Raw genomic sequence first — 13522 nt, 5'->3', positions numbered from 1 at the left:
TCATCAGTAAATCTCCATGCGCCCGGTGTTGGCAGTGGTCTGCCCCTCAAGCGGTTCGTGGTGCAATGCGTGAAAGAGTGCCCAGGCCAGGTCGGCGTGGCCGGTGTTGTCATTGCGGCCGGCGGTGTAGGTGTACTGGCGTCCGCCAGCGGTGACGGTTTTGCGGATCGCCATCAGCGACTGGGCCATGTCGGTCCAGCCGGCATCGAATTCGAGCCGGCCCTTGTGGATTACGTCGTAGGCCTTAAGTACCAGGCGGGTTTTGACTTCGGGCGAGTAACTGAAAGTGGTCACCGCCGGGAAGAACTGGCGCACCAGCTGGGCCACGCCGCTGCCTAAACCGGTTACATCGATGCCGATGTAGGTCACCCAGTAGCGGTCGCAGACGCTCTTGATAAACGCGGCCTGCGCGGCGAAGTCCATGCCCCGGAATTGGTGGCGTTCGAGGATGCGAAACTTGCCACCCGGTACTAGGGGCGGCGCGACCACGACCATGCCGGAACAGTCGCCCGTCTCGGCCGGGTCGTAGCCAATCCACACTTGGCGGTCGCCAAACGGGCGCATGGCGAAGGGCTTGTAGTCCTCGGCCCACTCGACCCAGCTATCCACCATGCAGGACTGCAACAGGGTCAGCGGAAAGATGCTCGCTCCGTCGTCGACGAACTCACACATCAGCAGGTTGGCGAATGCCTCGGGGCTGTACTCGCGGCGCAGCTCCTCAATGTCGAACAGGTCGCAACCGCCCCGCTCCGCGTCCAGGATCGTGACGATTTGTCGCCACAACCGATCCTCACAGAACCGGCCCTGCTGGAGCGCGCCGTGGGACACGTCCACCTTCGTATGCTGCGCGGCGGGCTTGCCCTTGTTGAAGCGCTCGCCCGTCCAGAAGGTGTACGCCTCGTGAGCCATGCTCGATGGCGTGGAAAAGTAGGTCTTGCGCCACTTCTTGTGCATCGCCATACCGGAGGCGACTTTGTTCAGCTCCTCGAACTTGAACGTCCAGAAGAATTCATCGAAGTAGAAATTGCCGTGGTAGCCCTGGGCGGTTCGGGCGTTCGTACCGAGGAAAAACAGCTCGGCGCCGTTGGGCAAAACGATGGGATCGCCAGTCAGCTCGACGCCGATAATCTCGCGGCAGAACGCCTGAATGTAGCCCCGGAACAGGTAGGCCTGGTTCTTCGAAGCCGACAGGAAAATTTGGTTGCGCCCAGTGTCCAGCGCATCGATGAACGCCTCGCGGGCAAAGTAGTAGGTTGCGCCGATTTGGCGGCTTTTGAGGATGACGCGAGTGCGCTGATTGCCAGCCCGGTACCAGTCTTTCTGGTAATCGAAACAGCCATCGATGAAGGCCTCGCGCAGCAGCTCGATCTGGTCTTCATCAATCTCGTTTTTGACGGCCTTTTTCTTCGGCTCGGCGTTGCGCTTGGCAAGGTTCGGGTTGAGGTCGGTTTCGGTACCGCCCCCCTGAAAGCGCTGGATCCGCGCTTGGCGCTCCAACTGCCGGTGCAGCAGGTCGATCTCTTTGAAGTCGCCGCCGCTCTTATTGTCCTTGAGGATCAACTGCACCAACCGCGCTTCCAGTGCCCCGCCGATACGCTCGACGTTGTCGGCCCGGTCCCACTCGTCGCGGGCCTTCCAGCTGTGTAGCGTTTTTTCCTTTTCGCCCGTAGCCTCGGCAATCTCGCAGATGCGCCAACCCATCCAGTAGAGGAACTTGGATTGGCGGCGGGGATCGATGGGCAGCAGTGCGGTCGTAGTCATGGCCGCGATGCTGCCGCCCATGCCGGCGACTCAATAGCGCCGCCTCTTGTACCGCCCTTCCCTACAGTCCCGCCTCATTGCCGCAACTCGCGCGCGTCACGACCATGCCCCTCATCGCAACGCACTGCTCAGCCAACAGCAGGCGCCCTACGCAATGAGGATTCCCGGCATGAAGAAATTTCGCAGCAACTGGTTCCGCGTCGCCGTCGAGGGCGCTACCTCAGACAAGCGCACCATCAAACGCAGCTGGCTGGAACAGGCTGCGAAAAACTTCAACCCGTCCACCTATGGTGCCCGCATTTGGCTGGAGCATTACCGCAGCGTGCTGCCCGACAGTCCGTTCAAGGCCTACGGCGACGTGCTGGCAGTGAAGACCGAAGAAGTGGACATGAACGGCCAGAAAAAACTGGCGCTGTTCGCCCAGGTCGAGCCGACGCCTGAACTGATCGCCATGAACAAGGCGAAGCAGAAGATTTACACCTCCATCGAAATCGACGACAGCTTTTCCGATACGGGTGAGGCGTACATCGTTGGTCTGGCGGTGACCGACTCGCCTGCCAGCCTGGGTACCGACGTCCTCGCGTTCTCCGCTCAAAAACCCGAAGCCAATCCGTTCAAGGATCGCCATTACTCAGCGACCTCGATGTTCACCGAGGCGGTCGAAACCGAACTGACATTCGAAGAGATCGAGGAAAAGCCCAGCATCGGCGCCCAGCTTTTCAGCAAGGTGCAAAACCTGCTCAAGGGCAAACAGACCAAGGACGACAGCGAGTTTTCCCAGATCAGTGATGCCGTCGAAGCCGTCGCCGAACACGTCAAGGACCTGCCGGACCAACTGACCGCAGAGAAGAAATTCTCCGCAGGCCTGAGTACCCGACTGGATCAATTGAGCAAGGACTTCAGCGAGTTGAAGACCAAGCTCTCCACCACCCAAGACCACAACCAAAAGACGCGCCCTCCGATTACCGGCGGCGATAACTCGGTCGTGACCGACTGCTGACAGTCAGCCCCACCAAAGCCCCGAAAAACGAAGGACGATCACCATGCGTAACGACACACGAGTTCTGTTCAACGCTTACCTGCAGCAGCTTGCTCAGCTGCACGGCGTGAGCGACGTCACCACCAAATTCACCGCCGCACCGAGCGTTGCCCAAACGCTGGAAACCCGCATTCAGGAATCCAGCTCGTTCCTCAGCTCGATCAACATTTACGGTGTATCCGAGCAGTCCGGCGAGAAAATCGGCATCGGTATCGACGGCACCATTGCCAGCACCACCGACACCACCGTGAAGGATCGCGAACCCCGTGACCCGAGCAGCCTGGACAATCGCGGGTACACCTGCACGCAAACCAACTTCGACACCGGCCTGCGTTACCAAAAGCTGGATCAGTGGGCGAAGTTCAAAGACTTCCAGGCGCGTATCCGCGACGCGATCATTAAAGCCCAGGCACTCAACCGGATCATGATCGGCTGGAACGGCACCAGCCGTGCCGCCACGTCGAACCCGGCCACCAACCCGCTGTTGCAGGACGTCAACATTGGTTGGCTGCAAAAGATGCGCACTGAAAACGAAGCCCGCGTCATGGCCGAAGTTGTGGCAGGCAGTGGCAAGATCGAGATCGGAGCCGGCAAGGACTTCGAAAACATCGACGCCTTGGTTGTCAGCATGGTCAACGAGTTTATTGACCCGTGGTATCAGGAAGACACCGATCTGGTGGTCATCTGCGGCCGTCAGCTGTTGGCAGACAAGTACTTCCCGATCATCAACAAAACGCAGGCACCGACTGAAATGCTGGCTGCCGACATCGTGACCAGCCAGAAACGCCTGGGCAATCTGCCGGCCGTGCGCGTACCGCACTTCCCGCCTAACGGCCTACTGGTCACTCGCCTCGATAACCTGTCGATCTACTGGCAGGAAGGTACCCGACGCCGCACCGTCGTCGACAACGCCAAACGCGACCGCATCGAGAACTTCGAATCGGTAAACGAAAGCTACGTGATCGAAGACCTTGGCTGTGCGGCCATGGCCGAAAACATCACCTTGGCCTGAGGGCGACGACCATGACCAACCCTTGCCGCCGTCATTTTCAACGCGTTACTGCCGCCAAGGAGGCGGCAGCCATTGAACCGACCCAAACCATGGCCGGCGCCACGGCCTATGAACATCAGCTCAACCAGCTGCTGCAAGATCGCCTGCGCCTGAAACAGGTGCAATCGAACCAGGGCAAGGCCGAACTCAAACGTCAACTGCTGCCCGAGTACATCCCCTACGTGCAAGGCGTGCTGGACGCCGGCCAAGGCGCCCAAGACGAAGTGCTGACCACCATCATGGTCTGGCGCTTCGACGCCGGCGACTTCACCGGTGGCCTCGACGTCGCGCAGTACGTGTTGCAACACAAGATGGTCATGCCGGATCGCTTCGAACGCACCACTGGCTGCCTCGTCGCCGAAGAGGTCGCGACCGCCGCGTTCAAGGCGCAGAAGGTCGGCGAGCCGTTCGACTTGGCCATCCTGCACCGCACCGCCGAATTGACCGACGCCGAAGACATGCCGGACCAGGCACGCGCCAAGCTGTTCCTCGCCATGGGGCGCGCAACGCTCGAAGGCATCACCGACGAAAAGCCCGGCCAACCGGGTCAGGTGCAGGCCGGCATCGACTTGCTGAAAAAAGCCATCGACCTGCACGACGCCTGCGGTGGCAAAAAGGATCTGGAGCGGGCCGAACGCCTGCTCAACAAACTCGTTGCCACTGGCAGCTAACCGAGCGTCCCCACGCACCCCGCCGGCTCGGGGCGGATCGGCCAGGCCGCTCCTCCTGAACGTGAAGCCCCGACCACCGGCGACCTACAACAGAGCGCAGATTCATGAGCGGATTCGTAGCGGGCGGCAGCACTACTCCGGCCTCCAGCGGCCATATCAACACCGACCCCTTCTGGCCGTCGATCGACCTTGACGACGTGCGCGGCACTTTGCGCATCGACTCCAGCGTCACGCCGATCCGACTGGAAACCGCGACCATGGCCGCCGCCATCAGCGTGAACCGCGAGTTCGCCACATGGCGCCGCGCCAAACAGGCCGAAGGCTACGCCACTCTCGCAGACGTACCCGCCGAGCAAATCGAGGACAAGTCTGAACTCGTCCACCTCTACCAACGGGCGATCTACGCCGCGACCGGCGCGGAGATTTGCGAGCGTTACCGCTCCTACGACAGCACCAACAGCGGCAACCAGAACGCCGAAGAACTGACCCCAAGCATCGACGAACTGCGCCGTGACCAGCGCTGGGCCGTGCGCGACTTTCTCGGCCTCGGCCGCACCACCGTGGAGTTGATCTGATGCCCGTCAGCATCCGCGCCCAGCAGAACGACACCGTCGATGCCCTGTGCTGGCGTCACTACGGCCGCACCGCCGGTGTCACCGAAGCTGTTCTCGAAGCCAACCCCGGGCTTGCCGACCACGGCCCGACCTTGCCGCAAGGCCTCGTGGTGCAAATGCCAGAAGCCCAAGCCGCCGCCCCGCAACGGCAGATGGTGAACCTATGGGACTGAACTGCCCGCACCGCGCCCTTGAACCCAACCACTCTGGATCATGGAATGAAACGCATGCCTGACCGTCCCGACACTTGGGCCTGGCTCGCCGCCTGGCTCGAACAGAACTGGCCCGCCATCTACTCCGGCCTGCTGGCCGTTGTCATTGCGAGCCTTCGAGTGATCTACGGCGGCGGCACCGTGCGCCGGATGGTGATCGAAGCTCCCCTTTGCGGCGCCCTCGCTCTGTCCGCCAGTCACGGGCTGTCACTGCTGGGGATTCCAGCCTCGACTGCGCCGTTCTTCGGAGGCGTCATCGGGCTGCTCGGTGTCGAGGGCACTCGCGCTGCCGCCAAGAAGATTTTCAACCGAAAGGTAGAGCAGCTATGACCACACTTCGCCACGGTGACCGCTCGCAAGCGGTGCGCAATCTGCAAAAGAGCCTCAACCAACACGGCGCCAAACTGAACGTCGATGGTGATTACGGCGACGCCACGGAACACGCCGTGCGCGCCTATCAACTCAAGGTTGGTTTGGTGGCTGATGGCGTTGCCGGGAGCAAAACACTGAGCGCGCTCACCGGCACCGACTGCCAGCAACTGCTGAAGAACGCCGACCTGGTCAACGCCGCCGAACGCCTCGGCGTGCCGCTGGCCAGCGTCTACGCGGTCAATGAAGTTGAATCGAAAGGCAGTGGCTTTCTCGATAACGGCAAACCGGTGATCCTGTTCGAACGGCACATCATGTATCGCCAACTGGCGAAGGTTCGGCACGAAGGCGATGATCCCGCCGCACTCAAACACCACGCTGATCAGTTGGCCGCAACCAACCCGGCCATCGTCAATGCGAAATCCGGCGGCTACGCCGGCGGTAGCGCCGAACACCAGCGCCTGGCGACTGCTCGCCTGATCGACGACACCGCCGCACTGGAATCCGCGTCATGGGGTGCGTTCCAGATCATGGGCTTTCACTGGCAGCGCCTGGGCTACAACAGCGTGCAGGAATTTGTCGCCGCCATGAGCGCGGGAGAATCGCAGCAATTCGACGCGTTCGTCCGTTTCATCGAGACCGATCCGGTGCTGCACAAGGCGCTGAAGGGCCGCAAATGGGCCGAGTTCGCCAAGCTCTACAACGGACCGGACTACCAGCGAAACCTGTACGACATCAAACTCCAACGCGCCTACGAACGGCACGACGACTGCGGTTGCGGGCAGGCGGTGGCGGCATGATCGACTTCGACGCGGTACAACGGCTGAATGTGCAGGACGGTGATCTGCTGGTAGTGCCAGAAAACAGCGATCAGCAAGACATGGTGCAGCTGCGGGACGCGCTTCGCATCCAAGATCCTCAGCGCAAAGTCATCATCATTCGTGGCCCGATCCAGCACATGGACATCGGCGACATGAATCAGCTCGGCTGGTACCGGGCGTGAGCATCCTGCGGCAGGCCTTGCTCGGCATTGCATTACTTGCAGCGCTGGGGCTGCTGATCTGGAACCAGGAGCTGCGCATCAGCGGGGCGAACAAGGACACCCGACTGGCCGAACAAGACGCCAGCCGCGCCCAAGAACAAGCCGAGCGTAACCTCGCCAACGCCAACGCGTTGCGCGACACCCTGCAACAGGAACGCAACGCCCAGACCACCCTGCGCGCGCAACAGGATCAACTGCGCCAAGGCCTGGCAAAGCGCAAACTCACCATTGAGGCTCTGAAACGTGAAAACGCCGACTTACGCAATTGGGCTGCACAGCTTTTGCCTGATACTGCTCGCCGGCTGCGCGAACGCCCCGCCTTCACCGGCGCCAACGCTTATCGTCAGTGGCTGTCCGGCCGTGGTGCCGTGTACGCTGCCGGCGACCAGTCCGCGCAGTAACGGCGATCAGCTCACCGATCAGGATCGCGTCGAGGCCGCGTGGGCAGACTGTGCGAGCCAGGTGGACATGGTTTACCAACACCAGCAGGCCCGACCATGAACAAACCCGACAGCCTGAAAGCGCACCTGCTCGCCACCGTGGCCGAACTCAAGCACAACCCCGACCGACTGTTGATCTTCATCGACAACGGCAAGATCCGCTGCACCGCCGCGCAGACGTTGTCGTTCGAATACAGCTTCGACCTGCAAGTCATCCTTACCGACTTCGCCGGCCATCCCGATAGCGTCATGCTGCCGCTGCTCGGTTGGTTGAGTGTTCATCAGTCCGAACTGCTGGAGAACCTGAACAAGGCCGCTGACGGCATTCAGTTCGAGGCCGACATTCTCGACAACAGTAAAGTGGATATGAGCCTGACGCTGCCGCTGACGGAGCGTGTGGTTGTGGGCAAGGATGACCAAGGCAACACCACCATTCGACATCCCGGCGAGCCGCAACGGGCTGCGGATTTTCTTGATCCGAACTGGATACCTGGCGCGCAGGGTACTGGTAGTGAGTGGGTGCTGCCGAAATGACCACCCGATTGGAAACGCTGGAGGATTGGGCCGCCGGCCTACTGGGTCAACTGGAACCGGCATCGCGCAACAAATTGGCCCGCAGCATCGGCCAGGCCCTGCGTCGCAGCCAACAACTGCGAATCATCGCCCAGCGCAACCCGGACGGGAGCAAGTACGCGCCACGAAAGCAACGTAATCTGCGGGGCAAGCAAGGACGAGTGAAGCGAAAGGTGCAGATGTTTCAGAAGCTGCGCACGGCGAGCTTTTTGAAGGTCCAAGGCGATGGGAACACTATCAGCGTAGGATTCACGGGCAGAATCGCGAGAATCGCTAGGGTTCACCAATATGGATTGAAAGATCGAGCCGAACGGGGAGCGCCAGACGTAAGATATGAACAGCGGCAACTCCTAGGATTTACCGAAGCGGATCTTGATCTGATCCGCGACGGACTGTTGGCACATCTGATTCATCATGAAGGTTAGAATTTTGTACCTGGAGGATGCACCCGAAGTCGAGGAAACATACCTGTTTCCAGCCCATGACTGAAAACCTTGTTGAACGCCTCATAAAAATGCTCATCACCTTCGATAAAGCGAGTGTACTGGTGCAGTTCCGTGTATGACAAAGGGATACAGGCTACCCCTGTCGCCTTGTAAAGCTCCAACATGGGAGGGGTATACTCATCATAATCATCATCAAAAAGTTCTCTCACTACCACCAGCGCATATATTCGCTTACCCGTCAAATCCAACTCAATTTCATTTCCATCTATCAAAAAGACAAACGGAACGGTCCTCTTCAAATAACCAATAGCCCCTCTTACTTGACCAAGCCCACCCTTCAGAGACTTATTGGTTGCATTTCGTTTCTTCTCAATGGTTTTATTTAACGTACTTTCAAGATTCTGATTATCTTTAGCCTGTATAAGAATCACGCTACGAGCAGTCACCACCAGAACATCGACCACTTCTTCTTTATCATTCACTCTCAGAGGAGCAAGATAGATTTCTTTAGATTTAAATGTACGCTGAAGCAAAGCGACAATTTCTTTTTCTTGAAACGGTCCCGGTTCACTACGCTCTAAAGGAGCCGAACTAAATCCCGCACTGCCATGATAGTCATGAGCATCAGGGCGCATATCGAAGTATATGATGTCATCAGGCATAAGGGACTCTGTAAATGTCACCTTGATTGCTGAGGCATCATCTGCTGGGCTGCTTAATCGAAACCACTCAGTCATACGATCAAGTATCAAGCTTTGATTCAAACCCTCAATAGAAGGAACAACAGCCCCTCTTAACATATCTTTGTGTCGCTTAGTTGAATGGAATGCGGTTCTATATGCCAGCATTTCCCTTCCAAGCTCATCGAAGAAATGAACATCAACTATTGGCGCTTGGAACAACAAAGAAAAATCCTTAGCCATCAGTTCTTTTATGAGCGCGCCGCCTGACGTATAGGGGTGACGTTGATCATCAAAAAATGCAGCCAGGAAGGCGAGCGATCGAACACCTGGAATCTCGTATGGTATTAGATATATAAGAAAGCCCTGTCTAACCTTTGCCGTTAAGATTGCCTCCTTAGAGGTTTTCACAATCAATTTCGGGATAGAGTCTCCCTTGATAGTTATTGGGAGCAAGCCGATAGACAATTCATGAACTTTACGCATCACACTTGGATGCAGGATGGAAAGCATCAAATCACTCCTTGATACAACGATGTGTTCCATCACCTTAGCTTAGAAACGGTAACCTGTAGACCCAGTCCTTACACGGCAATATTGCTGAATTCATACGCGCGTGACGCCACCATCGGCGCCATGAACGACTTAGCCACCCTCGCCCGCCTGATCGAAAACCTCATCCGCCTCGGCACCATCGCTGCCGTCCAGATGAAGCCCCCGCGCGTGCAGGTCAAAACCGGAACGCTCACCACCGGCTGGCTCCCATGGGTCGTCCCCCGGGCTGGTGCCGACCGCGAGTGGAATCCGCCTACCGAAGGCGAGCAGGTCATCCTCTTCAGCCCATCCGGCCAGCTTGGTAACGGTATCGTCCTGACCGGCCTGTTCAGTGACAACGTCCCGGCCAACGGCGACCGCGAAGGCCTACACCGCTGCACCTACCGCGACGGAACCGTCATCGAGTACGACAGTGTTGCGCACCACCTCAACGCCACACTGGCAGAAGGCGGCACCACTAACCTGATCAGCATGGGCGGCATCCACATCGTCGGCCCGATCACCCATGAAGGCAACTACACCCAGACCGGTAACCAGAACATCACCGGCATGGTCACCGTGTCCGAAGATGTCATCGCAGCCGGCATCAGTCTGGTGAAGCACCTGCACGGCAATGTCATGCCCGGCAGCGCGAAAACGGGGAAACCGGAATGAACCGAGAAACCGGCGCGTCCCTCGGCTTGGTCGAACACATCGCCCAATCGATCACCGACATCCTGACCACCCGCATCGGCACCCGCGTCATGCGCCGCGAATACGGCAGCCTGCTCCCCGAGCTGGTGGATCAGCCGTTCAACGACTTCACCCGCTTGCAGGTCTACGCCGCCACTGTCATGGCCCTGATGCGCTGGGAAACTCGCATCAGCCTCAGCCGTATCCAGTTCATCGGCGCGAACCTTCAGGGCCAAGCGTCGCTGGAGTTCGAAGGCACCATCGTCGACAACAACCAGCCGCTGAGCCTGAGCGTGCCTCTGCAACTGGGTGGCAGCGTATGAACACTTTTGTCGCCATCGACCTTGGCCAACTGCCGGCGCCGCAGATCGTCGAACAGATCGACTACGAACAGATCCTTGCCGCGCGCAAGGCCTACGCCGTCAGCCTTTGGCCTGTGGAGGAACAAGCCGAGATCGCTGCACGCCTCAACATGGAGTCGGAGCCGCTGACCAAATTACTCGAGGAAAACGCCTACCGCGAAACTGTCTGGCGACAGCGGGTCAACGAGGCATCTGTCGCCAACATGCTGGCGTTGGCCAAGGGTACCGACCTCGAACAACTCGCCGCCAACTTCAACGTGAAGCGGTTGGTCATTCAAGCCGCAAACCCGGCAGCCGTGCCGCCTCTCCCCAAGCTGATGGAAAGCGACGACAGCTTGCGCGAGCGTGCACAAATGGCATGGGAAGGCCTCAGCACCGCCGGCCCGCGCAACAGCTACATCTTTCACGCCCGATCCGCTGACGGACAAGTCGCAGACGCCACCGCCGAAAGCCCGGCGCCGGCCGAAGCCGTTGTTACCGTGCAATCCGTGCTGGGCGATGGAACAGCGTCCCCGGCTCTGCTCGACAAGGTCAAAACCTACCTCAGCGATGACGACCGCCGCCCCGTCGCGGATCGCCTCACCGTCCAGGGCGCCGAGATCATCAACTATCAGATCAAGGCGCGGATCTTCCCGTTGAGCAATGGCCCTGAAACCGAATTGGTCCTCGCAGCAGCCGAAGCCCAGTTGCTCCAGTTCGTGCATCAGCGTCGGCGCTTGGCACTGGAGGTTTCCGAGTCCATCGTGCATGCCGCGCTGCACGTCGAGGGCGTGCGCAAAGTCGTGCTGGAAGACTGGGAAGACATCGTCGCTACCAAGTATCAGGCGCCGTATTGCACAAGCGTAGAACTGACATTGGGGGTTGAGTGATGACCTACCAGCCACTGCTACCCGGCAACTCGACACCACTGGAACGCCAAGCCGCGCAAGCTTTGGCAGAAATCCAGCGTGTGCCGATTCCGTTGCGCACGCTCTACAACCCTGACCTGTGCCCCCTGCCCTTACTGCCGTACCTGGCCTGGGCGTTTTCGGTCGATCGCTGGGACAGCAAATGGTCAGAAGCCGCCAAGCGTGCCGCCTGCCGCGCCGCGTATTACGTGCACTCGCACAAGGGCACCATCGGCGCCTTGCGGCGGGTAGTAGAACCGCTCGGCTACCTGATTGAGGTCGCCGAGTGGTGGCAGACCGTTCCTCCCGGTACACCTGGCACCTTCGCGTTGCGCATCGGCGTCCTAGACTCCGGCATCACCGAAGCGATGTACCAGGAACTGGTCTGGCTGATCGATGACGCCAAGCCCCTCACCCGACACCTCACCGGCCTCGACATTATTCTTGAAACCCGGCTCGACGCCTTCGTTGGCTTCGCCGTTTACGACGGCGACGAAATTGACGTGTACCCCTGGGACAACCCGGACATCGATGTCCCGATCCGGGGCTACAGCGGCGTGAGCCTTTACACCCTCGACGAACTGGATGTGTACCCCCATGGTTGATCAGAACTCTATTTTCGGCGGCATGCTGACCACGTTGGGCGCCGCCAAGAAAACCAACTGCGACGCCCTCGGTATTCCGTGGGAACCGCGCTATATGCTGATCGGCGACGCCAATGGCACCGACCCGGTGCCCAGCCCGTCACAAACCAGGCTGATTAACCAGCGGTACCGCGCACAGCTCAATCAGCTGCGTGTATCCCCGACCGACGATAACGTCCTCATCGCTGAACTGGTGTTGCCGCCGGATGTTGGCGGCTGGTGGATTCGCGAATTGGCATTAGAGGACAAGGACGGCGTGTTCTCGGCAGTGTCCAACGTGGCGCCGAGTTACAAACCATTGCTCACCCAAGGATCGGGCCGCAACCAGGTGGTGAGGATGCACATCATCACCAGCGGCACATCAAACATTCAGTTGAAGATTGACCCGTCGGTGGTGTTGGCGACCCGCGAGTACGTGGATACACGCATTCTGGAAGAACTTTACAAACTGGATAACAAACAGTCGGTCCGGGTCGCCACCACCGGAAACATCTTACTGTCGGGACTTCTGACTATCGACGGCGTGCCATTGTTGGTCGGTGACCGAGTTTTAGTGAAGAACCAGAACACCGCCAAAGACAACGGAATATGGGTAGCGGCAGCAGGCGCCTGGACTCGTTCATCCGATGCGGATTCAGACTCTAAAGTGACATCGGCTTTGCTGGTGTCTGTCGAACAGGGCACCACTCTGGCCGATACCCGTTGGCAGTTGATTACTGACGGCGCAATCGTCCTGGGTACAACACCACTAATGTTCCAGAACGTGACTTACGGTTTCGCGCCGATCAAGTCCCCAGCGTTTTTGGATAATCCAACCGCTCCAACCCCAGTGCAGTTTGATAGCAGCAAGTCGCTGCCCACGACTGAGTTTGTGCAGCGGGCGCTAGGGAATGATTCAGACTTTGCCATTCTGGTTGGTGTTACCACCCTCAATGCAGGGCACGCTGGAAAACTCATCTATGCCGGTGCCGGTGGAAACTACACGGTGACGTTGCCTTCTGCGGCGGCTGTTAAAGCTGGCACAAGATTACCGATTGTGATGTTTGCCAGTCAGCCCTGCTTTATCGCAACACAGCCGGGCCAGTTGATTTATTTCAATGGGAGTCAGACCTTATCAAGCATTGCGCTCGGCCTTGGGGATAGCCTGACGGTCGAGTCGGACGGTGCTAACTGGTACGCCGTGGGTGGTTCTGCACAGCTTAAATACTCTTCGGCATTCGGATCATCGATCAGTACCAATGGCTACCAGAAGCTAGCGAGCGGGTTGATTATGCAGTGGGGGACCGTCATGGGAAGTGCTAGCGGGCCAGTTCCATTTTCCTTTTACATGGCCTTTCCGTCGGTGCTTTTAAGCCTGACATTGAGCGTGGCAATTACTCCCGGATCGAATGGCGTTTTCGGTACGCTGGAGAGCCAGTCTACTGCTGGAGCTTCCTATCAAGCGTGGTCCTCATCGACTAACCGGGTGGCGTTGAACTGCTACTACGTTGCCATAGGTCGATAA

Annotated in this window: 18 protein-coding genes and 1 pseudogene; 17 read left to right on the top strand and 2 right to left on the bottom strand. The window is 58.8% G+C overall.

Going from position 1 to position 13522, the window contains the following annotated elements; all coding sequences use genetic code 11:
- Positions 1-3: 3 nt before the first annotated feature.
- Positions 4-1761 (bottom strand): terminase ATPase subunit family protein, encoded by a 1758-nt coding sequence (locus CKW14_RS00620; RefSeq protein ID WP_095124700.1) that lies wholly within the window; start codon positions 1759-1761, stop codon positions 4-6.
- 169 nt (positions 1762-1930) lie between these two features.
- On the opposite strand from CKW14_RS00620, the gene CKW14_RS00615 reads away from it, so the two are divergent.
- The 12 genes and pseudogenes from CKW14_RS00615 to CKW14_RS00565 all read left to right on the top strand — a co-directional run bounded on the left by CKW14_RS00615 (position 1931) and on the right by CKW14_RS00565 (position 8197).
- Entirely contained in the window at positions 1931-2761 is an 831-nt protein-coding gene (locus CKW14_RS00615; RefSeq protein WP_095124379.1) for a GPO family capsid scaffolding protein, read from the top strand.
- Between the two features lie 43 nt (positions 2762-2804).
- Positions 2805-3812, top strand: a complete 1008-nt coding sequence (locus tag CKW14_RS00610) for a phage major capsid protein, P2 family (protein ID WP_095124378.1) — start codon at positions 2805-2807, stop codon at positions 3810-3812.
- Positions 3813-3823: 11 nt separating this feature from the next.
- Positions 3824-4522, top strand: a complete 699-nt coding sequence (locus tag CKW14_RS00605) for a terminase endonuclease subunit (RefSeq protein ID WP_095124377.1) — start codon at positions 3824-3826, stop codon at positions 4520-4522.
- Between the two features lie 104 nt (positions 4523-4626).
- Entirely contained in the window at positions 4627-5097 is a 471-nt protein-coding gene (locus CKW14_RS00600) for a head completion/stabilization protein (RefSeq protein WP_095124376.1), read from the top strand.
- Complete coding sequence (locus tag CKW14_RS00595; RefSeq protein ID WP_095124375.1) at positions 5097-5309, top strand: tail protein X; 213 nt, start codon at positions 5097-5099, stop codon at positions 5307-5309. Before CKW14_RS00600 ends, CKW14_RS00595 begins: the two co-directional genes overlap by 1 nt.
- A gap of 45 nt (positions 5310-5354) precedes the next feature.
- Positions 5355-5678 (top strand): phage holin, lambda family, encoded by a 324-nt coding sequence (locus CKW14_RS00590; protein WP_169843613.1) that lies wholly within the window; start codon positions 5355-5357, stop codon positions 5676-5678.
- Positions 5675-6517, top strand: a complete 843-nt coding sequence (locus CKW14_RS00585; RefSeq protein ID WP_095124374.1) for an N-acetylmuramidase family protein — start codon at positions 5675-5677, stop codon at positions 6515-6517. The genes CKW14_RS00590 and CKW14_RS00585 overlap by 4 nt, the downstream gene beginning before the upstream one ends.
- Positions 6514-6720, top strand: a complete 207-nt coding sequence (locus CKW14_RS00580) for a hypothetical protein (protein ID WP_095124373.1) — start codon at positions 6514-6516, stop codon at positions 6718-6720. Before CKW14_RS00585 ends, CKW14_RS00580 begins: the two co-directional genes overlap by 4 nt.
- Positions 6717-7082 (top strand): annotated as a pseudogene (locus tag CKW14_RS30125) (LysB family phage lysis regulatory protein); the annotation flags it as partial. The gene CKW14_RS00580 and the pseudogene CKW14_RS30125, both read left to right, overlap by 4 nt.
- Positions 7003-7260 (top strand): Rz1-like lysis system protein LysC, encoded by a 258-nt coding sequence (lysC, locus tag CKW14_RS30085; protein WP_218233125.1) that lies wholly within the window; start codon positions 7003-7005, stop codon positions 7258-7260. The pseudogene CKW14_RS30125 and the gene lysC, both read left to right, overlap by 80 nt.
- Positions 7257-7733 carry a phage tail protein gene (locus tag CKW14_RS00570; RefSeq protein WP_095124371.1) on the top strand — a complete coding sequence of 159 codons (477 nt, stop codon included), beginning with the start codon at positions 7257-7259 and terminating at the stop codon, positions 7731-7733. The genes lysC and CKW14_RS00570 overlap by 4 nt, the downstream gene beginning before the upstream one ends.
- A complete protein-coding gene (locus CKW14_RS00565; protein WP_095124370.1) occupies positions 7730-8197 on the top strand; it encodes a phage virion morphogenesis protein in 468 nt (155 codons plus the stop codon). The genes CKW14_RS00570 and CKW14_RS00565 overlap by 4 nt, the downstream gene beginning before the upstream one ends.
- Here CKW14_RS00565 and CKW14_RS00560 read toward each other — a convergent pair.
- Positions 8194-9411, bottom strand: a complete 1218-nt coding sequence (locus tag CKW14_RS00560; RefSeq protein ID WP_095124369.1) for a hypothetical protein — start codon at positions 9409-9411, stop codon at positions 8194-8196. The genes CKW14_RS00565 and CKW14_RS00560 overlap by 4 nt on opposite strands.
- 123 nt (positions 9412-9534) lie before the next feature.
- Between CKW14_RS00560 and CKW14_RS00555 the strand changes: the two genes are divergently transcribed.
- The 5 genes from CKW14_RS00555 to CKW14_RS00535 are packed head-to-tail and all read left to right on the top strand — an operon-like array spanning position 9535 to position 13522.
- Positions 9535-10107: a phage baseplate assembly protein V gene (locus tag CKW14_RS00555; protein WP_095124698.1), complete on the top strand. Its 573-nt coding sequence runs from the start codon at positions 9535-9537 to the stop codon at positions 10105-10107.
- Entirely contained in the window at positions 10104-10448 is a 345-nt protein-coding gene (locus CKW14_RS00550; protein WP_095124368.1) for a GPW/gp25 family protein, read from the top strand. The genes CKW14_RS00555 and CKW14_RS00550 overlap by 4 nt, the downstream gene beginning before the upstream one ends.
- Entirely contained in the window at positions 10445-11356 is a 912-nt protein-coding gene (locus tag CKW14_RS00545) for a baseplate J/gp47 family protein (RefSeq protein WP_095124367.1), read from the top strand. The genes CKW14_RS00550 and CKW14_RS00545 overlap by 4 nt, the downstream gene beginning before the upstream one ends.
- Positions 11356-11979: a phage tail protein I gene (locus tag CKW14_RS00540; protein ID WP_095124366.1), complete on the top strand. Its 624-nt coding sequence runs from the start codon at positions 11356-11358 to the stop codon at positions 11977-11979. Before CKW14_RS00545 ends, CKW14_RS00540 begins: the two co-directional genes overlap by 1 nt.
- A complete protein-coding gene (locus tag CKW14_RS00535; protein ID WP_095124365.1) occupies positions 11972-13522 on the top strand; it encodes a phage tail protein in 1551 nt (516 codons plus the stop codon). Before CKW14_RS00540 ends, CKW14_RS00535 begins: the two co-directional genes overlap by 8 nt.

The organism is Pseudomonas sp. Irchel s3a12 (assembly GCF_900187485.1).
In the GTDB taxonomy this organism is placed as follows: Bacteria; Pseudomonadota; Gammaproteobacteria; order Pseudomonadales; family Pseudomonadaceae; genus Aquipseudomonas; species Aquipseudomonas neuropathica.
This window is presented reverse-complemented; position numbering and strand designations above follow the sequence as displayed.